Genomic DNA, 26,599 nt, shown 5'->3' on the forward strand with positions numbered 1-26,599 from the left:
TTTATAAATCAACTAATTTTGAAATTCCTCACTGTTGCTTGTAATTGCTGGTAAATTTCTACTGTTTTTTGCAAGGATGCATAAATTTTACGAGATGAATTGCTAGTCATTTCTGATACTTTGGCAATTTCTTTCACAAAATTGATAACTTCTTTAGAATTGTGCACTTGTAATCCTGTAGCGGTAGAAATTGATTGCACTAAATCGTCAATTTGGCGACAGACATCTAGCATTTGATTTAAACTATGTTTGCTATCTTCTACTAGACGAGTTACTTCTACTACCTGGGCACTTCCCAATTCCATCGCCTTAACTACTTCGCTGACTTCTAGTTGGATATTGGCAGCCATTCCTTCTATCTCACCAGTTACTCCGGCACTTTCAACTGCTAGGGCGGCAACTTCTTCGGAAAAGGAGGCAAAACCTTGATTATCTCCACCGACACGAGCTGCTTCAATACCAGCGTTAATGGCTAACAAATTAGTTTGGAGGGCAATTTTGTGAATTGAGGAACTCAAGCGAGAAATATTTTGGGAGTATTCACCAAGGCGCTTGAGTTTCTTTGCTGTTTCTCCCATTGCCTCTCGCAAGCTTAAGATATTTTCTACCGTTAGATCCATTGCCGTGTCGCCAATTTCTGCGGTGGGAGAGGCAGTACGAGCAACGGCTGTGGCAAGTCTGGCGTTTTTGGCTACGCCTTTCATTGACAGCCTAATTTGATCGACAGCATCAAGAGTACGGCTGATTTCTTGTTGCTGTTTGAATGCGTCAATTGCTAGTTGAGCGATCGCACTAGAGTTTTCTGCAACTGTACCATTTAATTGGTTAGCGGCAGCTTTGACTTGAATGACAACATCTTGCAAGTTTTCTACAATCGAGTTACAAAAGTCAGCGATCGCACCTACTTCTCCTTTAGAAACTTCCACACGTACTGTCAAATCGCCTTTTTTAGCTCCAGCAAGATTGTCTATTAATTTGAGCAGTTGTTGTTGCAGTTGTTCTGTTTGCTGGCGTTGGAGTTGGGAAGCTTTTTCGCTTTGCTCTAAAAGATTAGCTCGCTCTAAAGCTAGTCTCACAAGTCTCGTGAATTGCTCAAACAAATCGATTTCTGCCTGCTGCCAGACGCGGCTTCTACTACACTGATGGGCAATTAACAAGCCTAGCAAGTTGCCTCCCGATAAAATCGGGGCTTCTAGGTGAGCTTTGACTGCCAATGATTCGAGTTGTTTGATGTAAGACTCAGAAAAACCTGCTTGGTAAATGTTATTGGTTACCAGCACATCGCCTTGCCGATACTTATCTACATAATCTTGTAAACCAGATAATTTCGTTTCTAAAGTGCAAGGCAAACCGTCTACTCCTGATTCAGCTAAGATATTGCCTTGCCACTTCTCGTCAAATTGACAAATCACTACTCGATCTACCTTTAAAGCTTTGCGGATACCTTGAACTGCTAAACTGTAGATTTCCCCAGAGTTGAGATTTCCAGATAAGTGAATGGCAAAGTCTTTCAATGCCTGACTCACCTCTAGTAAACTCACTCTTTCTAAAGCCAGCCCGACTTGCACTGCCAACTGCCTTAAGAAATTAATTTCAAAGGGTTGCCAAACGTGAGGTGCCCAGCAGTAATGAGCCATTAGGAAGCCAAAGATTTGATTGTCTTTGAGAATTGGTGTTGCCAAAATAGCTTTGACTTCCAGCTGTTCCATTAATTTAAGATACTCTGGGGCAAAGTCCATCTCAAAAATGTTATTGGCAACTAACACCCCACCAATTGAGTATGCTTCCATTAACTGCCTGGCAATGGAGCCATCTTCAATTGTGTCTCCCAAAATTACAGGCAAACCCGGAGCCACGGATTCAGCTACTACCTGCCCGCGCCCGTGAGCATTAAAGTGATAGACAACTACTCGATGTGCTCCTAGTGCTTGTCGGGCTTCTGTAACTGTAAGGTTAAATAAATCTTCGCAATTGAGTGATTGGCGAATTGCAGCTGAGATATTTGTAAACAACTTTAGGCGTTCAGCTTCTGCTTTTTGCTTGTTTAGCAAGTCTTGCAGTTGATCTGCCATCCGGTTTATACTGGCTCCCAAAGTCGCAAACTCATCTTCACCGCGAACGGTAATTCGAGTATCAAAGTTACCTCTAGCCAGTTTTTTCACTACCATAGTTGCACTTTGAATTGGTAAGGTGAGACGGGTAGCTAAAATCGCAGCGATCGCACCTACCAGTAAAGCTGTGACGATAATACCAATTGTTAATATCAGCAATATCTGTCTTTGAGTTGCCAAGGCAATGGCTTTATCTGTACTTAAAACTAAGTTCCAATTTAAGTCTGGTAAACCTTCGATTGTTTGCCAGGGAATATAGGTTGTTAAGTCCTCAGCGTGTCCTTTCTTATCAGGTAATATGCGTGTTAATATCTCATTTGCATTTTGCAGTTGCTCCCAACTTGGAATCACTTTTTGAGCATCTTTACCGACATCACTCTTATTCTTTGCTAAAAAAATCTTTCCTGTCTCATCTATGAGATGATATTCATCTCGAATTCCCGGCAGCTTGTTGAGTGCCTGTGCTAAAGATTGCACTGGTATCACTGCCTGAAGAATATAAATAGTTTTATCTGTGACACTATCTTTCACAGGTACAGCCAAGAGAATTTTCGGCTGTTCTGCATTTATTGTTGTAAATGGTTGGCTGATATAAGGTTGATTTGTTTTGAGTATTGCTTGAAAATATTCCTGATTTTTTTGATTAGGAATTGGTTGTCCTTGAGTTTGTAAAAAGACTTCTCCATTTAGTTTTAAAATTGCTATGCTCTCATAGAACTGGTAAATTTCTTTCCAAGTGTTGATCCTTGCTTCCTGCTCTAAGAAATTACTAGTATTTCTTAGTTTAGGGTTAGTAAGAAAACTTTGATTGGCAAATAACTGCATTTCTCCAGTTCGTGCCAGCATGAACTGCTTGATATTGTGTGATAAATCAAGAGCACTCGCTTGTTTAATCTTACTTATTTCTTTTGTTAGGGATTGATTTACCAAGTAATAAGTAAATGCTCCAATTCCTAAGATTGGTAGGGTAGAGATGGCAACAGCAAAAGCAGTCGCTTTAGTGCGCAAGCTTGCCTGCTTCATCCATGTAATTACATTATGAATCGGGGAATATGGAGAATAACTTCTCGGTTGTAATACAGTTACACTTTCTGGAGAAACTGGAAATGAATTTGGTGTGAAACTACGATTTTTTTTGTTGACATCAATTCTATTAGTCATTAAGTATTTCTCAATAATGGTCAAATGTTTGCAAATGTCCGATAAGTGATTTACTTTATTTCGCTAGCTTTTAGCAACTAGTAACTATCTAATATCAAACGCTGCATGATAGATAGTCTGTAAATTTATAAAGGGATTTACAAGAAATAAATTATGCAAATAAACAAACCACAGAGACACTGAGAACACAGAGAAATAAGAAACAGAGAGGTTTATTTTGTTAGATGGTTGAGTGTTTTTTCTGGAAGTTTCTTGCTTGAAATTATTGCTGGCTGTATTTACTATCTTAATCAAGATATTGAAATAATATTTTAATTAAATCTGCTTGTGAAAAAGGCTTATTTAAAACTCCTGAGGCTCCGACAATTTTAGCTCTAGCTTTATCGATAAAACTTGTTCTACCTGTAATCATAATTATAGGTGTCTCTTGAAAAAGAGAATGATTGCGTACTAAAGAACATAATTCATAACCATCTAGATTTGGCATTTCAATATCCAGTAGAATTATGTCTGGTTTAACGCGGATAATTTGTACTAAAGCTTTTAATGGCTCGTTAATACCAACAACAGAAAAAACCTGCCTATCTAAAAATCTTGTGATGGCATTAACTACTATTGGACTATCATCAATACATAAGACATTGTAGAGTTTTTTATCAGTAGGTGTCTGGCGAATAGATTGGCTATTTTGCTTGTCAGTTTTGGTACTTTGTTTTGGTAATGCCGATTGTGACTGAGCAGGATTTGCAACTGGATGCTGCTGAAAAGAAACTGATGACTTGTTCTTTTCTAGATGAGGCGATCTAGCACTAACTCTTGCCGATTTTGTATTGGCGCTGAACAATCTACTTTGGGAGGATCTGCCTTCCAAACGTTGCTGCGATCGCTTTTGACAACATTCAACTAGTAAGCGTATATCCAAATGACAGTACTTTGGCATTTCATCAAGAAAACTGTAGGAAGTAAACTCATAACTTCCCTCTTTTAAACTTAGAAAAGACTCTAAAACTTCTAGCGCCAACTGTTCAATCAAAATTCCTGCTTGGGGGGATGTAATGTACTTGTGCTTGACTAACCAACAAATAGCTAAATAATCTGGATTTGGTATGGCTTGATTTTCAATACCAGTTTCAAATATCGCTTGTAAGCGTTCTTTAATTCCATGATGAAGAGTAGGAATTTTTTGGCTTAAATACTGTAAGTGCTTGTAAATAATTTCAAACATTTTCTCTGTACAGCAAGCATAGATTAATTTTCCTTCCTGTACATAAAATAACCAAGAAGCTGAAGCTGTAAAAACTTGCAAACAACCATTAGTAGACTTACTAGTGATTTTTTTTAGGAGAAAAAGTGGTTGTAGTGACTGATAAAATCTATATCTATTTATAGGAAGTACCTTCATGGCTGTGGCTCTTAAATGAAATCAAGGTTCACAAATTCAACTTGGTAGTATCCTTACTATTGACAAATATCAAAATGGCTTAAAGTATTGCCATGAAACAGTGTTTGTGTTAGGTAGATACACGTGTAAAAAGAGTACTGAAAGCTAATTTGAGTTATTTGCACGGCACTAATAACTAACTCCCACTATGTATTTGCTGAATAGATGCTTGACTCAGCGATTGAAAAGTACAAGATGCAACTGTTACTCGTCCAGAAGAATAAATTTTCTTCATATGTAACGAAAACAACTTCTAAAGTTTAGTCCTGATGATTTGGAGAATTGCCCTAATGAACTGGATGAAGCCTCACCCTAGAAAATATAGCTGCTCAATTCATGAATTTTGAGCAAATTAAACAAGTGTAGTGCATACCCAAAATAAAAGCTTATTCCTAACTTTTAGATTACTACACTTTAACAAAAAAAATTATAAGCTGCATTAAAAAGACTAGTGATACTTAAAGAAAACATGAAAACTTTTTATTTTGATATTAGAGTAAAGACAATAATAATTTTAATTTTATTCTGATGTTTTGTACAAAAATGAACAAAAATGTACAAGTTTTTACGCTTATATATTTATTCAAGGCAATTATGAATTAATTAATACAGAAAATCTATATTAAATATCTAATTTGTCTGTAGATATAGATATTTCATGTATTTACAGATGCCATGTTTACAGTATCTATCAGTGAGGAATTTTCTATTGTTCTTAATTTTTCATTCTTACCTTTTTTATTAAACACTAGGTAAGCTTACTAGAATGCATAGGCAACAGTAATAATACTATTCTCTTTGATACTGAAATAAATATTCAAAGAATTTGATTTAAATCCGGATCAAAACGTAGATAACAATCAAAAGTTACTCAGAGCGGGCTGTATCTAAGTTAGTAATGGTTGAAAAATACACAGTAGTTAATATATACGAAAAGTACATGAAAATCAGACAAATTATCCACTTTGGTTGTGAGTAACTCTTTAAATTAAGTTTCTTATGTACAAAAAAATATGTTTGATTGAAACACATGATAATTGTAAAACATTTCTAAATATTTCTATCTGAAAATTTTCCGGATGTTAGTTTGAAAAGAATGTATTATTATCAGCAAGCCAAATAAAAATAAATTGATATATTAAAATTCTACTTGTTTGACGACCGTATACTTTGAAGTTTGAAAATGATAATGGGTTTTGTGCTAGCTTTACTACCACTCTTCAAGTCTTTAGCAATTCGTTAAGATAGTTAAGCTACTAGCCCCCGACGACTAGAAGTCGTGGCTATACAAACTAAGTCTGCCTGCGCGGACTAACCTAAATTTAAGGCTTTAGTAGCCTGCGTAGGCAGGCTTTGCTTGTGTAGCCGTGATTTTAATCGCTAGGTGCAAAACTGGATATTCAATCAACGCAATTGTGACCGAAATTAGTTTACAAGTAGAAGAACAGGGCGAACGTCTCGATCGCTACCTTGCCGAAACATTAACAGATCTATCTCGTTCCCGTATTCAACAGTTAATTGAACAAGGTAATGTCCAACTAAATGGCAAAGTCTGCACGTCTAAAAAGTCAACTGTCAAAGTAGGCGATCGCATCACGTTAAAGATTCCTGCTGCTGAACCCCTCAAACTCCAAGCAGAAGATATTCCCCTAGACATCCTCTACGAAGACGATCAACTGCTGATTCTCAACAAACCTGCAGGGTTAGTAGTCCATCCTGCACCCGGTCATCCAGATGGTACCCTGGTGAATGCGATTTTGGCTCATTGTCCCAATCTACCAGGAATTGGGGGTGTACAGCGTCCGGGCATTGTCCATCGGCTAGACAAGGATACAACAGGAGCGATCGCTATTGCCAAAACCGAATTGGCTCATCAACACCTACAAGCACAACTCAAAGCTAAAACTGCACGCCGAGAATACTTAGGCATTGTCTACGGCGCACCGAAAACTGAAAGTGGTACTGTTGATCTAGCGATCGGTCGCCATCCTATAGATCGCAAAAAAATGGCTATCCTACCCGTAGAACAAGGTGGGCGTTCTGCGGTTACTCATTGGCGAGTATTAGAACGCCTCGGCAACTATACATTAATGCATTTCCAACTAGAAACCGGACGTACTCATCAAATTCGCGTTCATAGTTTCCATATTGGTCATCCTATTGTCGGCGATCCTGTTTATAGTTCAGGTCGTTCTATTGGTGTAAATTTACCAGGGCAAGCACTTCATGCTTGGCGATTGAGGTTGCAGCATCCGTTATCCGGAGACTGGATTGAAGTCACTGCGCCTGTTCCAGAAACCTTTACCACCCTGCTAGAAGTTTTACGAAGACGAGTTGGCATCTCTCGCTAGAAATAGAAATGAGAAATTTTTCAGAATTTTCTTAACTCCTCTTTACAGAACTTTACGCGATCCCCAGTATCAAAGTTACAGTCAAACCGAGAAATATCTGAGTTCTGTCATGATGGTTTCAGTAAATTAGGGGTTTTAAATTTTAAGTATTTTGACTCAAGCAAGAAAGGGATAAAAGAGTTATTTAAAATACAGATTTTTTTGATAGAGCAAGATGCGCTAAATCTGACTAGGCCTTTTTACTGCTAGATAAGTTTAAATTATTTGTTATTTTTGTTACAAAATATTCTACAGCCAAATCTTATTAACTTAAATGAACAAAAGTATTCAATTGTAAATACATACTCAAATTAATATAGCTAAAAGCTTGATGCTTCAACAAATTGTGGGTAATTAGCTAGGGTTTTACACTTATTAAATAAAGTTCACAAAAAAAGAACACTAGCAATATATAAAATACGAACAAGGTTTGAAAGTCATTACCAATATCAAGACAAACATAAAAATTTTGCGAGCAAACTATTGCATATATTCATGATTTTTCATGACTATTGATGTGCAATTATTGCCAGTTTTGTGTTGCCTATTTGTCTTGAAAAAGTAATTAACTTTTAGCCGAAAAAAGCTGACTATAACAGTTTGAAATAGCTGCCATAAAATCGAGGAGAAAATAAAAGATGCTTGACGCTTTTTCCAGAGTCGTTGAACAAGCTGATAAAAAAGGTGCTTACCTGAGTGGTGATGAAATTAATGCTCTCCAGGCAGTAGTTGCTGATAGCAACAAGCGCTTGGATGTAGTCAACCGACTCACTAGCAATGCTTCCTCCATTGTGGCGAATGCTTATCGCGCTTTAGTAGCAGAACGTCCGCAAGTATTTAACCCTGGCGGTGCTTGCTTCCACCATCGCAACCAAGCTGCTTGCATCCGCGATTTAGGATTCATTCTCCGTTATGTAACTTATTCCGTACTAGCAGGCGACACCAGTGCTATGGACGATCGCTGCTTGAACGGTTTACGTGAAACATATCAAGCTCTTGGTACTCCCGGCGATGCTGTTGCTTCTGGAATTCAAAAAATGAAAGAAGCTGCACTTCAAATCGCTAACGATCCAAACGGAATTACCAAAGGCGATTGTAGCCAATTAATGTCTGAAGTAGCTAGTTATTTTGACCGTGCTGCTGCTGCTGTTGCTTAATATGTTTTTGTCGTACATTACACTTTTTTGAAAACGTCCTTGTCATGATGGAGGACATAAGAATACAAGTTAAGTGTGCGACATTTGAAGCGAAGATTTTTCCAAATTTTTTAGTAATTAGTTGACAAGATTTTCGGAGATTAGGCAAATTATGAAAACCCCATTGACTGAAGCGATCGCCGCCGCTGATGTTCGCGGTTCTTACCTAAGCAACACTGAGTTACAAGCAGTATTTGGTCGTTTCAATCGTGCTCGTGCTGGCTTAGAAGCCGCTAGAGCATTTGCTCAAAATGGTAAAAAATGGGCGGAAGCTGCAGCCAATCATGTTTATCAAAAATTCCCGTATACCACCCAAATGCAAGGACCACAATACGCCTCCACTCCAGAAGGCAAATCTAAGTGCGTGCGCGATATTGACCACTACTTACGTACTATTAGCTACTGCTGTGTAGTCGGTGGTACTGGCCCCTTGGATGATTATGTAGTTGCAGGCTTGAAGGAATTCAACAACGCTCTTGGTTTATCTCCTAGCTGGTACATCGCTGCTCTTGAATTTGTCCGCGACAATCATGGTTTGTCTGGTGACGTTGCAGGAGAAGCTAATACCTACATTAATTATGCGATTAACGCATTGAGCTAATCCCAAAAAGTTAGTGTCTTTGTCCTTGCTTAATGGCTAATGGTTAATGGCTAATGGTTAATGGCTAATAGCTGATGAAAATACAATTAGCATTTAGCAATTAACAATTAGTGATTGGCAATTAGCCATTAATCGCGTTTAAGAAAAAAAACGATTCAGAATGGAGCGATTGCCAAGATGACTACTTCAGTCGCAGAACGCTTTGGAATTAGAGACGAAATAGGCAACAAAGTTGAATTGCGCTCAAATTGGAGCGAAGATGAACTGCAATTGATATTTCGGGCAGCCTACGAGCAAGTTTTTGGGCGTCAAGGAGTATATGCCAGCCAAAGATTTACTAGCGCCGAAGCTTTGTTGCGTAACGGGAAAATAAGCGTCAAGCAATTTGTTGAACTTTTAGCAAAATCAGAATTTTACAAAGAGTGCTTCTTTTACAAGAATTCTCAGGTGCGGTTCATTGAATTGAACTATAAGCATTTGCTGGGACGTGCACCCTACGATCAATCAGAAATTGCATTCCACGTAGACCTTTATGCATCTCGTGGTTACGATGCTGAAATAGAATCTTACATTTATAGCTCAGAATACGACAATGCCTTCGGTAATTTCATCGTCCCCTACTTCCGTGGCTTTCAGTCAATTCCTGGGATGAAAACAGTAGGATACAATCGTATTTTTGAGCTTTACCGTGGTAGAGGTAATAGCGATAACGCCCAATTCGGTAGCAAAGGTTCGCGGCTGCGGTCAAGAATTTCGATGAATATGCCAAATATGATCGTGCCACCTTCATCGCCAGCTGGTGGCTTTACATCAGCCGCACCGACTTTAGTCAGTTCTCCTGCATTGGGAGATTCGCGGATGTTTGTTGTCGAAGCGATCGCTGGTACATTCAACACGAAAGTAGCAGTACGTCGCAGCAGACAAATTTATACCGTTCCTTACGAGCGACTTTCAGCCACATACCAAGAAATTCACAAGCGCGGTGGCAAGATAGTTAAAATTACGCCAGCCTCGTAGAAGAGGAGGGGGCTAGGGACTAGGGACTAGGAAAGGAGCAGGGGAGACAAGGAGACAAGGGGAAGGATCGTGACTCACGTCTTCTCCCCTTCCAACTCACCTTTTCCCCCCCCATTCTCTTTCCCCTCGTCCCCGTGTCCTCTTCTTCCCAATCCAAAATCCAAAATCCAAAATCCAAAATCGAATGACTGCTGCTTATTCTGCCGAACCAATTCTTTCTCCGGAAGCAGCGATCGCGGCATTAAGTGGTGAAGATAATCAAATTCGCTATTACGCTGCTTGGTGGTTGGGAAAGCATCAAGTACAAGCAGGTTGTATGGCATTGTGTCAAGCCCTGTTTGATGATGGTTATCGCATCCCATCAGGAGGTTATCCCCTACGCCGTCAAGCTGCACGGGCACTAGGGCAACTCAAGAATCCGCAAGCAGTACCAGCGTTAATTAAAGCGTTGGAATGTGATGAGGATATGGGCTTGCGAGAAGCGGTAATCCAGGCTTTAGCAGCTATTGGTGACAAGCAAGCTGTTAATCCTTTACTGAATCTCTTACAATCTAGTCAACCACAACCCTATGAAGCTCTGATTGAAGCGTTAGCCTCTTTTCAAGAATGGTCTGCTCGTTCCCAGATAAAATCTTTTCTAAATCATCCTTCTGAGCGAGTGCAATGTGCTGCGGCGCGATATTTGTATCTTTTAACTCAAGAACCCCAATACATTGAACGTATTGTCAAAAATCTAAACCATGACAATATGTATTTGCGCTGGGCAGCTATATTTGATTTGGGAGCCGTCGGGCATCGCCAAGCTGTAGATGCGATTCTCGCAGCTCCGGTTCCTAACAGTTTAAAGCTGTTAAATTTGAAACGCATTCTTGAAGCTTTGTTAAATAGCGATCGCCTAAACGCGGATAGTAGTGGATACAACACATCCCAACTCAAAGAAGACTCTGACAAAGAAATAACACAGTTACTTTTCCAAGCAATTGATGATTTGTTAATTCAATTGTGAAGGCGACTGGGGCTAGAAAATTAAAAAGTAAAAATTAAAAATTTTTAATTTTGCATTTTTAATTTTTAATTGATCTGTCCCTAGTCCCTTTTTTATATCTGCATTATCTAACAACTATGAATACACTGAAATTTACAGATAGCCAGCAACTTATTTCCCAATTAAACACCGCTTCATCACCAGCAGATGCAATCTCTGCAATTACTGCCATATCTACCAGTGAATATACGGAAACGGCAGTAATTTCTGCATTAATTCAAGCCTTAAGTCATCATCATCCTTCTGTAAGTGCAGCAGCAGTTGAAGTTTTAGTAAAGCTAGCACCTGCAACCGTAGAACCACTGATAAGTGCTTACCATAATTCTCGCGATCAAGGTTTGCAAGCCCATATCATTCAAGCTTTAGCTCAAATAGGCGATCGCACAGCATCTGATTTATTCGCGGAGGTAGTCGGTACAGAAGTCGCCAATCATTGTCAGGGTAATGTTCGCCGTATTGCTGCACGAGGGCTAGGGAAAATAGGCAGTACTGCCAAAGACGCAGAAACTATCTGCCGTGTTGTCCAAAAACTGACTTGGGCGCTGCTGACTCCAGACGATTGGGGACTGCGTTATGCGGCTGCGGTTTCTTTGCAGGAAATCGCTACACCAGAAGCTCACTCTGCTTTAATAGCTGCCCTGGAGCGAGAACCGGATCGAGTTGTGCGATCACGAATCACAATAGCCTTAGAAAAAATTCTGCTATAGAAGCTACAGACCAGAGAATCAAAATATGAGCAGGATTGGGAGACATAATTTTTTGTCTTCTCTCTTCATGCTGTTTCTACAGCAGTGGGGTGGGCATTGCCCGTCAAAACCGTTCTGGTAAACATTTGAGATAGTGAGGAGCAATGCCTACCTTATAGGAAGCTGCTGTAAGGCTGTTTTTACTGCAGCCTTGTTTTTGGTATTTGTACCTACCTTTCTCCTCAAACTTATCTAGCAGTGACAAATTTCAGCAACTAGCCGCAATATTTAGAACTTTTTTGTTAAGAAATCTTTACTTATTACTCTATATCTACCAAAGTTATATACAACTTCAATAGGTTGCGATAACTGAGTTTTGCCAAAAATTAAAAAAATCTAAACAAAGAAAAGTTGCGCCTCATTTCGATTGTTTACAAAGTTATGTTAAGAAAAACCACTGCTTATTCTCAGTTACAGCCCTTGTATGTAAAGCTTTTGAGGGTTTTCTTATTGGTCTATCTCATTTATTCATAATTTGTAACAGATAATGCCCCTATAGCATTGTATAAACATAAGCTGGAGGGGTTAAACAGCAGGCAAAAGTTAAAGAAGGCAATCAATCCGTAAAGTTTGCCAGTTTCTCATAAAAACACTCCAGTTTCTCATTTTTCTCGTTTAACTTGAAAATTGGGAAATGATTTAAAAGAGAAACGCTCTCATTCATGGTCTGTAATTAACCAATCCACATTGATAAAACATTGCCAGTTTTAATCAAGACAGCACTCAACTAAGGAATTAGGAGAATATTCCATGTTAGACGCATTTGCCAAGGTGGTTTCTCAAGCCGACTCCAGAGGTGAGTTCCTGAGCAACGATCAACTAGATGCTCTAAGCAATCTGGTTAAGGACGGTAACAAGCGCTTGGATGTCGTTAACCGCATCACCAGCAATGCTTCCACCATCGTAACCAACGCTGCTCGTGCTTTGTTTGAAGAACAGCCCCAGCTAATTGCTCCTGGTGGTAATGCTTACACAAACCGTCGCATGGCTGCTTGCCTCCGCGACATGGAAATCATCTTGCGCTATGTCACCTACGCTGCATTGGCTGGTGACGCTAGTGTATTGGATGACCGTTGCTTGAACGGCTTGCGCGAAACCTACCAAGCTTTGGGTACTCCCGGTTCTTCCGTAGCAGCTGGTGTTCAAAAGATGAAAGAAGCTGCAATCAACATTGCTAACGACCCCAACGGTATCACCAAGGGTGATTGCAACTCTTTGATGTCTGAATTGGCTAGCTACTTCGATCGCGCTGCTGCTGCGGTTGCCTAATTAACATCCACTTACAAAAAAGCCCAGAAACCCAAAATATAGGTATCTCGGCAATAAGTTACAAAACTTTAAGGAGATTCTAGATCATGAAGACACCAATTACCGAAGCAATTGCAGCTGCTGATACCCAAGGACGTTTTCTGAGCAACACTGAATTGCAAGCTGTTAACGGTCGTTTTCAGCGTGCTGCTGCTAGCATGGAAGCTGCTCGCGCTTTAACCTCCAACGCTCAACGCTTGATTGATGGTGCTGCTCAAGCTGTATATCAGAAGTTTCCTTACACCACCCAAATGAGCGGCCCTCAGTTTGCTGCTGATTCTCGTGGTAAGTCCAAGTGTGCTCGTGACATCGGTCACTACCTGCGGATCATTACCTACTCCTTGGTTGCTGGTGGCACCGGCCCTCTGGACGAGTTCTTGATTGCTGGTTTGGCTGAAATCAACAGTGCTTTTGATCTGTCTCCCAGCTGGTACGTAGAAGCTCTGAAGTACATCAAAGGTAACCACGGTTTATCTGGTCAAGCTGCTAACGAAGCCAACACCTACATTGATTACGCAATCAACGCTCTCAGCTAGATAGCGTAATGCCCGGAGAGGGATGCAGCTGTTTGGAAGTACCTGGCAGTTGGATCAAGCTCCGGGCATAGTTGTATCTGGGGATTGATAAAAAATATTTATCAAACACGCAAATGTCAGCGTGTAAATAAATAGGGGGACAGAGAAATATGGCGATTACAGCAGCAGCATCAAGGCTGGGAACAGAGGCGTTTAGCGACACGGCTAAAGTTGAGCTGCGTCCCTACGCAAGCAGAGATGATGTGGAAACAGTCATCCGTGCCGTCTATCGGCAAGTTTTGGGTAATGACTACATCATGGCATCGGAACGCCTTGTGAGTGCAGAATCACTCCTGCGGGATGGCAATCTGACAGTGCGGGAGTTTGTGCGTAGTGTTGCCAAGTCAGAACTCTACAAAAAGAAATTCTTCTACAACAATTTCCAAACTCGGTTTATCGAACTCAACTACAAGCATTTGTTGGGTCGCGCTCCCTACGATGAGTCTGAGGTGATTTATCACTTAGACTTATACCATAATGAAGGGTACGATGCCGAAATAGACTCCTACATTGATTCAGTTGAGTACTTGAACAACTTTGGTGACAACGTTGTCCCATATTATCGCGGTTTTGAAACCCAGCCTGGACAAAAAACAGCTGGCTTTAATCGGATGTTCCGTTTGTACCGTGGCTACGCCAATAGCGATCGCGCTCAAGTAGAAGGCAACAAAACCCGTCTGGCAAGAGAGTTGGGAACTAACAGCGTTTCCTCGATTGTTGGCCCTTCTGGCAGCAATGCTAACTGGGGTTACCGTGCAAGTGCGGATGTAACTCCCAGAAAGAATATGGGAAATGCCGTAGGAGAAGGCGATCGCGTTTATCGCATTGAAGTAACCGGACAGCGCAATCCTGGCTTCCCCAGCGTGCGTCGTAGCAGCTATGCGCTTGTCGTGCCTTACGAGCGGCTTTCAGACAAAATTCAGCAAATTGTACGCCAAGGTGGCAAAATCGTCAGCGTCACACCAGCGTAATAGAGTCGAGAGTTAGGGGTGGGGGGTTAAGAGTTAAGAGTTATGAGTCATGAGTTATGAGTTATGAGTTGAAGAAAATATAAATTCTAAGCTCCTAATTCTTAACTCCTAACTCTTAACTTCTAGCTCCTAACTCCTAACAATTGCCTAAAAGCTAATTTTACAGGAGAGGTAAACAAGGATGTTCGGTCAAACCACAGTTGGTGCTAATGGCATTTCTAGTGCAAATAGCCGGATGTTTCGTTATGAAGTCGTAGGCTTGCGCCAAAACGAAGAAAATGACAAAAATAGCTACGACATCCGCCGCAGTGGCAGCGTATTTATGACGGTGCCATACAACCGCATGAACGAAGAAATGCAGCGGATTACCCGCATGGGCGGTAGAATCATCAAAATTGAACCTTTAATCTCAGAATCAGAAAGTTAAGTTCTGGTAATGATAGAACCAATGGCGGAAGAATATTCCGCAGAAAATGCGCCGCCACTAACAAAAGAGCAAGCGATCGCCAATCTATCATCACCAGATTTAAGTCTCCGCTATTATGCTGCTTGGTGGTTGGGTAAATTTCGCGTTTGTGAGCCAATTGTTGTAGATGCTCTTGTTGCGGCGTTAGAGGATGAAGCCGACAGAACCGAAATGGGAGGCTATCCTTTACGACGTAACGCTGCTAGGGCACTAGGTAAATTAGGCGATCACAGAGCTTTACCAGGCCTAATTAAGTGTTTGGAATGCTCAGACTTCTACGTGCGCGAAGCAGCAGCTCAGTCTCTAGAAATGCTAGAAGATATTGCTGCTGCACCAGCACTGATACGGTTGCTAGACGGGGGTGTAGCAGCCGCTATTCAAGTACCGGGGCGTCCTCACCTTACCCAACCCTACGAAGCAGTATTAGAAGCCTTAGGAGCTATTGGTGCGACTGAGGCTGTTCCTCTGATTGAACCCTTCCTTGAGCATCCAGTACCGCGAGTGCAATGTGCAGCAGCAAGAGCAATGTACCAACTCACACGAGATTTCTCCTATGGAGAGTATCTGGTGAAAATGTTGGACAATAGCAATTTGCAATTGCGCCGCGTAGCCTTGGGCGATTTGGGTGCAATCGGGTATCTGCCAGCATTAGATGCGATCGCCAATGCCAAGGTAGAAAATAGTTTTAAACTCATAGCCCTCAAAGGCTTGTTAGAGCATCAACTTCAACAGGAGTCAGATGCTTGCTCTGTTGGGGCGGATGCCATTCGAGTCATGAACTTGATGGATTCACTTTTGTAGTCATTTGTCATTAGTCCTTTGTTCAAAGCTAATGACAAATGGCCAATGACATAATGACCGATGACCAATGACTGATACCCAACAATTAATTCGCGCCGTAGCAGAAGCAGACTCACCAGCGCGGATGATAGCAGCAGTACAAAAATTGGCAGATGCAAAAGATGAAGCGGCAATTCCCACTTTAATTGCCGTGTTTGGCTATAACAACCCAGCGGCAGCAGTAGCAGCAGTTACTGGACTGACGCAGTTAGGAGAAGCATCGGTACCCCAATTGCTAGCCCAAATCGACGATTATAACTATGGGGCACGAGCTTATTCAATTCGAGCTTTGGCGGCGATCGCCGATCCACGTGCCTTAGATATATTGCTAGCATCAGCAGCCACCGATTTTGCCCCTAGTGTGCGTCGTGCCGCAGCCAAAGGATTGGGAAATTTGCGCTTTGCAAAGTTGCCCGTCTCAGAACGCCAAACAGCGCAAGCTAAAGCATTGGAAACTCTGCTGTTCATCTCTCAAGATGCAGATTGGTCAATTCGTTATGCTGCTGTTGTTGGTTTAGAAGCCCTAGCGAAAAACCCTGATTTACAACAGCCAATTCAAGCAAGATTTGCAGAAATATTGGCTTTTGATCCAGAGAATGCTATCCGCGCTCGCGTGCAGCTAGCTCATCAATAGGGACTAGGGATTAGATATCGGGGATTGGGAAAAAGACACGGAGAATCGTAAATCACGTTCTATTCCCTGTCCCCTGTCCCCTATCCCCTATCCCTCATCTCCATCAAACAAGGTAAAAGTAGAGATGCCAATACCATTACTTTCAGTTACTCCTTCCACACAAAATCAGCGTGTCGAGGGCTATGAAGTACCCAGCGAAGATACGCCCACAATTTATCGATTAACAGACGCGATTTCAGATTCAGATATTGATGCCATCATCTGGGCAGCCTATCGGCAAATCTTTAGCGAACACCTAATTTTAGACAATTATCGCCAAACCTTCCTCGAATCGCAGTTGCGAAACCGAGCAATTAACATCCGCGATTTTATTCGAGGCTTAGGTAAATCTGAAGTTTACCGCGAAGAAGTAGCAAAAACCAACTCCAACTACCGTTTAGTAGACATCAGCTTCAAACGGTTTTTGGGACGTGCTACCTATAACAAAGATGAGCAAATTGCTTGGTCGATTGTAATTGCGACTAAAGGTTTGCACGGTTTTATCGATGCCTTAGTAGATAGTGAAGAGTACCGCCAAAACTTTGGCGACGACATTGTACCTTTCCAACGCCGTCGTTTTAAAGACCGTCCCTTTAATTTGGTTAATCCCCGTTACGCCGATTACTGGCGCAATCAGGAGGTTACACGTTCTTTAGAAGGCAAGACCTTCTATCAAGTTGTACGCGCAGGAGAGTCAGTACAACGCGGCGTTCGTCAAGCAATTCCTTTTACCTTCCTGTCAATGGCTGCGAGTATCGCACCAGGTGGGATGAATTACCAGCGCACAGCCGATAGCGCTAGAAATTTCGCAGCTGTAGCTCAGATTCCCGATACAACCCGCGAATCTGCTACTCCTCCTCCAACTGTAAAACCCACAACAGTTGCTCTACCTTATCGTTACATTCCTGGTAACAAAACAACTTAAATAGTCATTAGTCATTGGTCATTAGTCATTGGTTTTTCACATAGAAACAAAACAAATGACAAAGGACAAATGACAAATAACAAAGGACAAATATTCACAATGTCAATACCTTTACTAGAATACAAACCCAGTTCCCAAAATCAGCGTGTTGCTGGTTATGAAGTACCTAACGAAGATTCTCCGAGAATATATCGCTTAGAAGACTCTCCTACTGAAAGCGAAATCCAAGAATTAATTTGGGCTGGATATCGACAAATATTCAGCGAACACGAAAACCTCAAATTTTATCGCCAACAAAATTTAGAATCTCAATTGAAGAACCGAACAATTACTGTGCGCGACTTCATTCGAGGTTTGGCAAAATCAGAGGGATTTCGTCGCTTAGTGGTAGAAACTAACTCTAATTACCGAATTGTAGAAGTCTGCCTCAAACGTATTTTGGGTCGTGCGTCTTACAACAAAGACGAAGAAATTGCTTGGTCAATTAAAATTGCCACTCAAGGCTTTGGTGGCTTTATTGATGCTTTGGTAGATAGCGAAGAATATCAAACCAACTTTGGTGATAATACAGTTCCCTACCAACGTCGTCGCTTTAAAGACAGACCCTTTAATTTGGTTACACCTCGCTACGGTAACTACTGGCGAGACAAATTAGAAAATGAGCGCTATAAGTCTGGTGATATTAAGAACTTCTTGGAACTAGCCAAGTCAATTGAAATTAGGACAGTTAACTACAAGCCTGTTAGTACTGCCAACATACAAATTCCCGACACCACCCGGAATACTCAGCCACAAGGTATTCCAGTCTCCATTAGTCCTAGCGCCAGTTTTCCGATAAGCTAAACTGAAATGGATAGTTGTTGGGGCGGGTTTATTTTGATATCTCGTTATCTTAAATAGATTGCTGTCAAACCCGCCCGTACAGTTTGTTAGTAGAAAATTCAACTAATAACCAACAACTAACAACAAATCCAAAAGTGGGTCTGGGTAAATCCAAAATTAGTTCACACAATTTTAGATGGTTAGTAGGTTTACTTGAGAATTTCTAAGGAGTGAATCCACAACCTTCTAAGTGCCAAATTATGCAATAAGGTGAATAAAAATATGGCAGTACCTGTACTCGAATATAAACCCACTACCCAAAATCAGAGAGTTAGTAGCTTTGGAACGACGGATATTAATGAAGACACTCCTTATATCTATCGTCTTGAAGAGATTAACTCTAGCGGCGAAATTGAAGAGTTAATTTGGGCAGCATATCGTCAAGTTTTCAACGAACAAGAAATTCTTCAATTTAACCGTCAAATAGCCCTGGAAACTCAACTTAAAAACAGGTCAATTACAGTACGAGATTTTATCCGTGGTTTGGCAAAATCAGACCGATTTTATCAGCTGGTAGTTGCAGCTAATAATAACTATCGGCTAGTAGAAATTTGTCTGAAGCGTTTGTTAGGTCGTGCTCCGTACAATCGAGAAGAAGAAATCGCTTGGTCTATTCAAATCGCCACTCGCGGTTGGGCACGATTTGTGGATGCATTGATTGACTCTCAGGAGTACGAACAAACCTTTGGCGATTATACCGTACCCTATCAGCGCAAGCGGATGTCTACAGATAGACCGTTCAGCTTTACCCCGCGCTATGGTGCAGACTATCGCGACAAAGCAGGCATTGTCAAAACCAGCTGGATACATGATACCGAATGGTATAAGTTTTTGGCTGTGTCAGCCTATCCTCAAAAAGTCGATTGGAGAACATTATCAGCTGTACTAGTTGGATGTTCTGCGATCGCTACTTTCTTGCTCGTACTAAATTGGTTTGTAAACAGTTCTATCTTCTAAACAGAATGCGGGAAAATAGTTAATGAAAGAAGATTGCAATCACACAAGCCTTCTTCGTATTTTCCCAAAAGCTCTGTTTAATTTGTTGATAATTTAAGAGGGAAATTGCCAATGGCACTGCCATTACTTCAATATAAACCCAGCAGTCAAAATCATCGGGTTACAAGCTTTGGCCCGTCCGATCTAGATGAAGATACGCCCTATATCTATCGCTTAGAAGATATCAGCTCTTACAGCGACAGACAAAATATCATTTGGGCAGCTTATCGCCAAGTTTTCAGCGAACATGAGATTCTGAAGTTCAATCGCCAGCAGCACTTGGAATCCCAGCTGAAAAATGGTTCTCTAACAGTACGCGACTTCATTCGTGGTTTAGCCAAGTCTGAAGCTTTCTATCGCTTAGTTGTCTCGGTTAATAACAACTACCGTCTCGTAGATATCTGCCTCAAGCGCTTTTTAGGCCGTTCTTCTTATAACAAAGAAGAAGAAATTGCTTGGTCAATTGTGATTGGTACCAAAGGATTTGGCGGCTTCGTTGATGCTCTCATTGACAGTGACGAATACACCGAAGCATTTGGTGAAAATACCGTTCCTTACCAACGCAAGCGTTTGGTAGATCGTCCCCACAACTTGGTAACTCCTCGCTACGGCGAAGACTTCCAAGAAAGTGCTGGCACCGTCAAAACCGACTGGCGCTTTACATTGCAGAACTTCTACAGCCGCAAAGCCCAAGAACGGCGCATGGCAGAAGGCGATCCTCGCAAGTACGCCGATATGGCATCTGCGATCGCTCCTAAAGGCAACTATGCTCAAAATATTCGTGCAGCCGAACTTGATTACATGAGCTTAGTGCCTTCCCGTAGTGGCAGCAGACGCTAACATTGCGAGCTAAAACCGCAACTCTAGTTACTTAATTAGATTGCTAATAATTTGATACTGGGTCTGATTTCCGCACTGATGTGATGATAGCCTTGCAGTTTTTCTGTTAGCTAGGCATTGTGTTAGTGGAGATTAGACCCAGTAGTTTTTATTACTAAATAAATGTTAGTGGATAGTGCTTAAAAACTACTAACTACTGTACAGACGCGAGGAACCGAAGCGTTTCTACCTACTAACTTTTTTCTAAATAACCTCCAGCATAAGTAATTACGCACATCGTTCTGTATCGAGTGTGACTACCATAAGCAACTCCCGTGACTTTAAAAGCTGAGTTAAAAATATTTTTACGATGACCGCGATCGCTAACTCCATCATCAATGATTAATTGCATGACGATATCCTGAGCCGTACTTGGCCCGTAGCTAATGTTTTCGCCAGCGGTAATTCGCCATTTTCCATAGCGATTGATGCGAGTAGAGGGATTGCTGCCATCGCCACCATAGTGACCTGTTGTACCTTTAGGGCCTTGGTCTTTGAGATGGTCTGTAGCACCCAAAGACATTCCTTTGGATGCAGTTAAAGCACCTATAGGACGGGCTTGTTTGAGAAAGGCGATCGCCTCATTTACAGCAGGAATACCCTCTTGTGTTTGCAAATAGACGCGATCGGAGATTTTTACTCGACTGCCTTGAAAGCGTTTTTTATAGTTTTCTAATATAGGAATGTATGCTTTAGGATTTGTCCGCACTTTATTCATTTCAGCAATCACCTGTTGTTCTAAAGGTGATAAATAACTTGCTCGTGCTAACAACTTAAGATTGCTTTTTTTAAAAATAATAGGAACAGAACTAGGTGTTGATTTGGCGACAGAAGGGCTAATTTTCAGCAGTGGTAAATAACAGCTAACTAATAGAATAACAGGGGAAATTTGCCTAAATCCCATGCGACGCATTCTTGACCTCACGATTTTTGCTCAAGGTTACTTTGAATAAATGCAATGCACCGTCTTTGATAAAAGCTTGATTGTGAGTTTGCTAATAGCAATTTTTGTAGTGTGGGTACTGACTAACTTTACTCAAAGCCTTATTTTTTAGTTGTGAACAGTGCTCCGAAGTTCCCTGGGCGTGGGAAACCCTTACTTACGTTTATCCGCCTACCCTACGGGAACCCCTTCGGGGTACGGCGTCTACGGCAGGACTTCTCTCCACCTTACGGTTGATAAAATCTGCTAAAAAAGCTAATCGTTGGGATGCATTGGTTGTAACCTTGAATGCAAAACATCGTAAACAGCAAGTTTACCGATTTGATATTAGATAAGTGTTAAGTGATGTCTATCCTATTAGAAATTACCTGTATAAATACTGAAATTACAAACAAAAATTCCCCGCTCTTTCTTGCCAGAATAATTCTTTTAAACAAAAAGAACAGAGAATATAGTGTATTTCAAATTTTTACTTAAGTAAGTTAGCGAGAAAAAACCAAACTATCTGACGAGAAGTAAAATCTATGTATTTGGCTCGTAGTAGCGCTAAAGCGCTACTACAAACTAATTATGATTATTAACACAACTTACTTACTTGGCACTTGCCAGCAATTCCTCTATCTTAGATAGCTGTACCACACCAGAAAAAGTATCACTGTTCATCACAAAAAATGGTGTCCCAGAAAGACCTAAATTGTCTGCTAATTGCATATCTTGCTGAATAGCATTATTAGCAATACGCCTATCTTGTTCAAACTTTTCCAAATCTAAATTCAGTTTTTTAGCGATATCTATATATAAAGATTCGCCGATTTTGTTTTGATTGTTAAATAGCGCATCATGATATTCCCAAAATTTGCCTTGTTGTTGGGCAGCCCAAGCGGCTTGGGCGGCTGGCATTGCTTCTGCATGAATTGAGATTAAAGGGAAATTTTTGTACACTAATTCGACCTTATCCTGATGTTTTGCTATTAAATTTTTGAGAGTTTTATGAGCCTCAGCACAATAAGGACATTGAAAGTCAGAAAACTCTACCAATAAAATTTTTGGTGCAGTTGCTCCAGTAGTGGGAGAGTCTCCTATTACCTTTTGGGGGTTAGTTTTTAAGTCCTGCAAAAATGCCTGCCGTGTTTGCTGTAATTGCTGCTGCTGTTCCTGTTGATACGCCTGAAGAGATTCCAGAATTGCTTCCGGATGATTGCGGAGAATTTGTAAAACTTGTTCTTCCAGTTGCGAATTAATACGGGTAGCTGCTTGTACTGGAAATGACCAAATCAAAGTCAAACACACCAACCCTATTACTGCCACAGTAAGTAACCGTTGCCAAAGTCGTTCAACCAAAGAAAAGAATGTACGCATAATCTCACGATCGATAAAATTTCATTCTCTCTAGTATTCCCTGAGATGTGTAAAGAAAATTGCACTACAAATATGTTTTAGTAAGTAGTACGGAAAATTATACTTTGCTTTTCATCGTTAACGTCCCAAAGGCGGTTCGCACTCCGTAAAAATGCTGGTGACGTTTTCAGGAAATATAACAAAACTAGAATTACGTATTTTCTGAGTAGTGTCAGTAAATAGCCCCATCTATATTGAGCTTTTAAATGCTCCTCAATCTCTTCATCAACAGGCGAAATGGTAGCACTTAACGCAATATTGGCAGCACCCATAGCAAAACTAGGCTCACGACGTAATTTTTTGATGCGGCTGATCATTGGTGGCACAACTCTAGCTGTCAGTTTTTCTGCCTATTACAGCTATCAAGTAGTACGGAACTTGATGCTAGAGAATTTGAAACAAAATGCCTTATTGCAGGTGCAGCGAGGAACTGATGAAATTGACGGCTGGTTGGCTATTCTAAAGGCTCGCATGGAAATATTTGCCAATACTCCGACTGTACGCGCTATGAATTGGTCGCTGGCGGAATCTTATTTGCAGGCTGAAGTAGTGCGAATTGAGGAATTTAGTGCGCTTGGAATTGGTAAACCTGATGGCTGGCGTAATGTTACAGGCGGCGTTCCTGCCAATGTTAAGGATCGCGAGTACTTCCAAAAAGCAATGGCAGGGCAGACAAATATAAGCGATCCGTTAATCAGCCGCGCCCAGAAAATCCCCACAATCATAGTAGCTGCGCCGATTTGGCAACAGACCCCTACAAACAGTCCGCCTATTGGTGAAATTCAAGGCTTTGTCAAAGTCGATCGCGTCACGCAGGTAGTCAATCGGCTGCAATATGGAAACAACAGTTATGCCTTTGCGCTGAATTCAAAAGGGCAAGCAATTGTTCACCCAAATTCAGCACTAATGTCTACTTTAGAAAAACCCGCACCCAGTCTTTTGCAGTCAAATGAGCAAAACTTAGCAGCGATCGCTCGCCAAATGGTGAACCGACACAAGGGCATTCAATTATTGCACATTGATGGGACTAAGAAGTACGTTGCCTATCTTCCCCTACAAGAAACCAATTGGTCGGTGGCTTTGATTATTCCCCGCGAAAACATCGAATCTCAACTGCGCCCTCTAGATCTGATGGCACTAGTAGTAATGGGGCTGGCAGTGACTATGATTGTTGTTTTATGGCAAGTCCAAGCCTTTGAACAGGTGCAATTGAAAAAATCTAAGGAAGCTGCCGATGCTGCCAACCAAGCCAAAAGCGAGTTTCTGGCAAACATGAGCCACGAACTGCGGACTCCCCTCAACGGCATCTTGGGATATGCTCAAATCATCAGCCGCTCCCAGGAGTGGGGAGACAAAGAACGCAAGGGTATCAATATTATCTATCAGTGCGGCTCTCATCTTTTAATGCTGATTAATGACATTCTCGATCTCTCAAAAATCGAAGCCCGCAAACTGGAGTTACTCCCCACCGCTTTGTACTTGCCTGCTTTTTTGCAAGGCATTGTTGAACTCATCCGCATTCGGGCTGAACAAAAAGGTATTGACTTTATTTTTCTTGCCGAATCTGAACTGCCTGAGGGCATTGAAGCAGATGAAAAACGCCTGCGACAAGTCTTAATTAACTTGCTGGGCAATGCCGTGAAGTTTACCGACAAAGGTAGTGTCACCTTTAAGGTTATTGTCATCGATCGCTTTTCATTACCCGACAACAAGCAACAAATAACCAAAATTCGCTTCCAAATAGAAGATACAGGCATTGGCATTAGTACAGAAGCGATCGCTAAAATCTTTATGCCTTTTGAACAAGTAGGAGAGACTCAACGCCGAGCGGAAGGAACCGGACTCGGACTGGCAATTAGCAAAAAGATTGTTAATCTCATGGGTAGTCAGATCCAGGTACAAAGTCAGTTAGGCGTAGGAAGTACTTTCTTTTTTGATGTTGATTTGCCTGTAGTCAATGAATGGAAAAAGGCAGTTGCCACCAAAGCTGGAAAGCAAATTATTGGTTATCAAGGAGAACGAAAGACAATCTTGATTGTTGATGACAAATGGGAAAATCGCTCAGTACTAGTTAATTTGCTAGAGCCAATTGGCTTTGCAGTAGTCGAAGCCGACAACGGTGAAGATGGACTAGCTAAAGCAGCACAATTGCAACCCCATTTAATCATCACTGACTTGTCCATGCCAGTCATGGATGGCTTCCAACTGTTACGACAAATACGTACATCAGAAACATTAAAACAGCTGCTGGTGATTGTCTCATCTGCTTCCGTTTCTGAGATGGATCGGCAACAAAGTTTGGACGCTGGAGGAGACAATTTTCTCGGCAAGCCAGTGCAAGCCGAGGAACTGTTTGAGTTATTGGAAAAATATTTACAAATTAAATGGCAATACGAACAGACTACACCAACTGACCAATTGGCAACCCATACGCTAGCAGATGCACCTATCTCCAATCCTGAAATTGTATTTCCCACACCAGAAGACTTGGCTGAGTTACTCAGCCTTACGCGGCAAGGACGTGTCAAAAAATTGACAGAAGAAGCTAAACGCATCCAGCAATTGGATGAGCGCTATGCCCCCTTTATCCAGCAGATTCTACATTTAGCACAGAGTTTTCAAATTCACAAAATTGAAAACTTGCTTGAGGAAGCCATAAATAAATCAATCGGAGCGAGAAACTGAATGCAGGACACTGAGTTGATTTTAGTAGTGGACGATACTCCTGCTAATCTGGATGTCATCTCCGACACCTTGAGCGAAGCAGGATTTGAAGTGGCGATCGCCACCGATGGACAAAGGGCACTCAAGCAAATGGAATATAGCTTGCCGAGTTTGATTTTGCTGGATGTAATGATGCCAGGGATGGATGGGTTTGAAACCTGCCGCCGCCTCAAAGCCTGGGAGTTAACTCAAGATATACCAGTAATTTTTATGACTGCGCTGTCTGATGTGGCAGATAAAGTCAAGGGTTTCAGTCTTGGTGCAGTAGATTATATTACCAAACCGTTTCAGGAACAAGAAGTATTAGCCCGTGTCAAAACTCATCTCAAATTGCGGAAATTAAACAAAGCACTAGAACAGCAAACGGCACAGCTAACAACTACCCTAGAACAACTTCAAAAGTCCCAACTACAGCTCGTACAGAGTGAAAAAATGTCTGCCTTGGGGCAACTAGTAGCAGGAGTCGCCCACGAACTCAACAATCCGATCGCCTTTATCACGGGTAATCTCACCTACGCTCACAACTATTTTCAAGATCTGATTTCCCACTTACAGCTTTATCAAAAGCAATCTTCTGCTGCCGAAATTGCCAAACACGCAAAAGAAATTGACTTAGAATTTTTGCTTGCAGATTTACCGCAAATCCTTACCTCGATGCAACAAGGAAGCAATCGAATTAGTGATCTCACCACTTCGCTGAGAATCTTTTCTCGGAATGATACTACGAACAAAGTTCTATTTGATATTCATCAGGGAATTGACAGTACCCTGCTCATTTTAATGCCCCGTTTGAAAGGGAATTGCGGCCCTGCTGTTGAAGTAATTAAAGATTACGGTGACATACCTGAGATTGAGTGTTTTCCCGGACAAATTAATCAGGCATTTATGAACCTGTTGGCAAACGCGATTGATGCGATAGAAGAAACATATCAAACACACAGTATTGAGCAAATCAAGACCAATTCATATCAAATTTGCATTCAGACTTGTTTGGCAAAAACAGGTGATCGGGTTTTGATTCGGATTCAAGATAATGGCATGGGCATATCGAATGAAGTCAAACAAAAGCTGTTTGCCGAGCAATTTACCACTAAACCCATAGGTAAAGGAACGGGATTAGGTTTATCGATTACCCGTCAAATCATAGTTGAGAAACATCAAGGAACCATTGAGGTGGATTCCACTTGGGGTAAGGGTTCTGAGTTCGTAATTTCCATTCCTCTGAGAACCGCTTCAGGTAAATAATTTTGGCGTTGCTGATTTAGGCTATGAAAATAATTTTTCGTAATGCCAAAACCCCTGCCCAGACGC

The 26,599-nt window shown here is 41.3% G+C and carries 22 protein-coding genes; 18 read left to right on the forward strand and 4 right to left on the reverse strand.

Going from position 1 to position 26,599, the window contains the following annotated elements; all coding sequences use genetic code 11:
• Positions 1–8: 8 nt before the first annotated feature.
• Entirely contained in the window at positions 9–3,272 is a 3,264-nt protein-coding gene (locus tag UYC_RS0124325) for a GAF domain-containing protein (RefSeq protein ID WP_016874695.1), read from the reverse strand.
• A gap of 286 nt (positions 3,273–3,558) precedes the next feature.
• Positions 3,559–4,674, reverse strand: a complete 1,116-nt coding sequence (locus UYC_RS0124330; protein ID WP_016874694.1) for a response regulator — start codon at positions 4,672–4,674, stop codon at positions 3,559–3,561.
• Between the two features lie 1,454 nt (positions 4,675–6,128).
• Between UYC_RS0124330 and UYC_RS0124335 the strand changes: the two genes are divergently transcribed.
• The 16 genes from UYC_RS0124335 to UYC_RS0124410 all read left to right on the forward strand — a co-directional run bounded on the left by UYC_RS0124335 (position 6,129) and on the right by UYC_RS0124410 (position 20,184).
• Positions 6,129–7,064: an RluA family pseudouridine synthase gene (locus UYC_RS0124335; RefSeq protein WP_026087464.1), complete on the forward strand. Its 936-nt coding sequence runs from the start codon at positions 6,129–6,131 to the stop codon at positions 7,062–7,064.
• A 677-nt stretch (positions 7,065–7,741) separates the two neighbouring features.
• Complete coding sequence (locus UYC_RS0124340; protein ID WP_016874692.1) at positions 7,742–8,260, forward strand: phycocyanin/phycoerythrocyanin subunit beta; 519 nt, start codon at positions 7,742–7,744, stop codon at positions 8,258–8,260.
• 151 nt (positions 8,261–8,411) lie between these two features.
• Entirely contained in the window at positions 8,412–8,900 is a 489-nt protein-coding gene (locus UYC_RS0124345) for a phycocyanin alpha subunit (protein WP_016874691.1), read from the forward strand.
• A 177-nt stretch (positions 8,901–9,077) separates the two neighbouring features.
• Entirely contained in the window at positions 9,078–9,917 is an 840-nt protein-coding gene (locus UYC_RS0124350; protein WP_016874690.1) for a phycobilisome linker polypeptide, read from the forward strand.
• A gap of 184 nt (positions 9,918–10,101) precedes the next feature.
• On the forward strand, positions 10,102–10,923 hold the full coding sequence (locus UYC_RS0124355; RefSeq protein ID WP_016874689.1) for a HEAT repeat domain-containing protein: 822 nt from the start codon (positions 10,102–10,104) through the stop codon (positions 10,921–10,923).
• A 116-nt stretch (positions 10,924–11,039) separates the two neighbouring features.
• Positions 11,040–11,669 (forward strand): HEAT repeat domain-containing protein, encoded by a 630-nt coding sequence (locus tag UYC_RS0124360; protein WP_016874688.1) that lies wholly within the window; start codon positions 11,040–11,042, stop codon positions 11,667–11,669.
• 789 nt (positions 11,670–12,458) lie between these two features.
• Positions 12,459–12,977, forward strand: a complete 519-nt coding sequence (locus tag UYC_RS0124365; RefSeq protein WP_016874687.1) for a phycocyanin subunit beta — start codon at positions 12,459–12,461, stop codon at positions 12,975–12,977.
• Between the two features lie 83 nt (positions 12,978–13,060).
• On the forward strand, positions 13,061–13,552 hold the full coding sequence (cpcA, locus tag UYC_RS0124370) for a phycocyanin subunit alpha (protein WP_200862400.1): 492 nt from the start codon (positions 13,061–13,063) through the stop codon (positions 13,550–13,552).
• Positions 13,553–13,701: 149 nt separating this feature from the next.
• On the forward strand, positions 13,702–14,562 hold the full coding sequence (locus tag UYC_RS0124375; RefSeq protein ID WP_016874685.1) for a phycobilisome linker polypeptide: 861 nt from the start codon (positions 13,702–13,704) through the stop codon (positions 14,560–14,562).
• Between the two features lie 181 nt (positions 14,563–14,743).
• Entirely contained in the window at positions 14,744–14,989 is a 246-nt protein-coding gene (locus UYC_RS0124380) for a phycobilisome linker polypeptide (protein ID WP_016874684.1), read from the forward strand.
• 9 nt (positions 14,990–14,998) lie between these two features.
• The gene (locus tag UYC_RS0124385) at positions 14,999–15,829 is read left to right on the forward strand and encodes a HEAT repeat domain-containing protein (RefSeq protein WP_016874683.1); all 831 of its coding nucleotides are present in this window, start codon (positions 14,999–15,001) and stop codon (positions 15,827–15,829) included.
• 67 nt (positions 15,830–15,896) lie between these two features.
• Complete coding sequence (locus tag UYC_RS0124390; RefSeq protein WP_016874682.1) at positions 15,897–16,502, forward strand: HEAT repeat domain-containing protein; 606 nt, start codon at positions 15,897–15,899, stop codon at positions 16,500–16,502.
• A 124-nt stretch (positions 16,503–16,626) separates the two neighbouring features.
• Complete coding sequence (locus tag UYC_RS0124395; RefSeq protein WP_016874681.1) at positions 16,627–17,466, forward strand: phycobilisome rod-core linker polypeptide; 840 nt, start codon at positions 16,627–16,629, stop codon at positions 17,464–17,466.
• 99 nt (positions 17,467–17,565) lie between these two features.
• On the forward strand, positions 17,566–18,309 hold the full coding sequence (locus UYC_RS0124400; protein ID WP_016874680.1) for a phycobilisome rod-core linker polypeptide: 744 nt from the start codon (positions 17,566–17,568) through the stop codon (positions 18,307–18,309).
• Positions 18,310–18,570: 261 nt separating this feature from the next.
• On the forward strand, positions 18,571–19,305 hold the full coding sequence (locus tag UYC_RS0124405) for a phycobilisome rod-core linker polypeptide (protein ID WP_016874679.1): 735 nt from the start codon (positions 18,571–18,573) through the stop codon (positions 19,303–19,305).
• Positions 19,306–19,416: 111 nt separating this feature from the next.
• Positions 19,417–20,184 (forward strand): phycobilisome rod-core linker polypeptide, encoded by a 768-nt coding sequence (locus UYC_RS0124410; protein ID WP_016874678.1) that lies wholly within the window; start codon positions 19,417–19,419, stop codon positions 20,182–20,184.
• Between the two features lie 232 nt (positions 20,185–20,416).
• Here the strand turns inward: UYC_RS0124410 and UYC_RS0124415 are convergent, their stop codons facing one another.
• Both UYC_RS0124415 and UYC_RS0124420 read right to left on the reverse strand, forming a co-directional pair.
• Positions 20,417–21,136 (reverse strand): CAP domain-containing protein, encoded by a 720-nt coding sequence (locus UYC_RS0124415; protein WP_016874677.1) that lies wholly within the window; start codon positions 21,134–21,136, stop codon positions 20,417–20,419.
• Positions 21,137–21,757: 621 nt separating this feature from the next.
• Positions 21,758–22,525, reverse strand: a complete 768-nt coding sequence (locus UYC_RS0124420; protein ID WP_016874676.1) for a DsbA family protein — start codon at positions 22,523–22,525, stop codon at positions 21,758–21,760.
• 342 nt (positions 22,526–22,867) lie between these two features.
• Between UYC_RS0124420 and UYC_RS0124430 the strand changes: the two genes are divergently transcribed.
• Positions 22,868–25,249: a hybrid sensor histidine kinase/response regulator gene (locus UYC_RS0124430; protein ID WP_016874674.1), complete on the forward strand. Its 2,382-nt coding sequence runs from the start codon at positions 22,868–22,870 to the stop codon at positions 25,247–25,249.
• Positions 25,250–26,533, forward strand: a complete 1,284-nt coding sequence (locus tag UYC_RS0124435; RefSeq protein ID WP_016874673.1) for a sensor histidine kinase — start codon at positions 25,250–25,252, stop codon at positions 26,531–26,533. It begins immediately after the preceding gene.
• Positions 26,534–26,599 lie beyond the last annotated feature (66 nt).

This window comes from Chlorogloeopsis fritschii PCC 6912, assembly GCF_000317285.1.
In the GTDB taxonomy this organism is placed as follows: Bacteria; Cyanobacteriota; Cyanobacteriia; order Cyanobacteriales; family Nostocaceae; genus Chlorogloeopsis; species Chlorogloeopsis fritschii.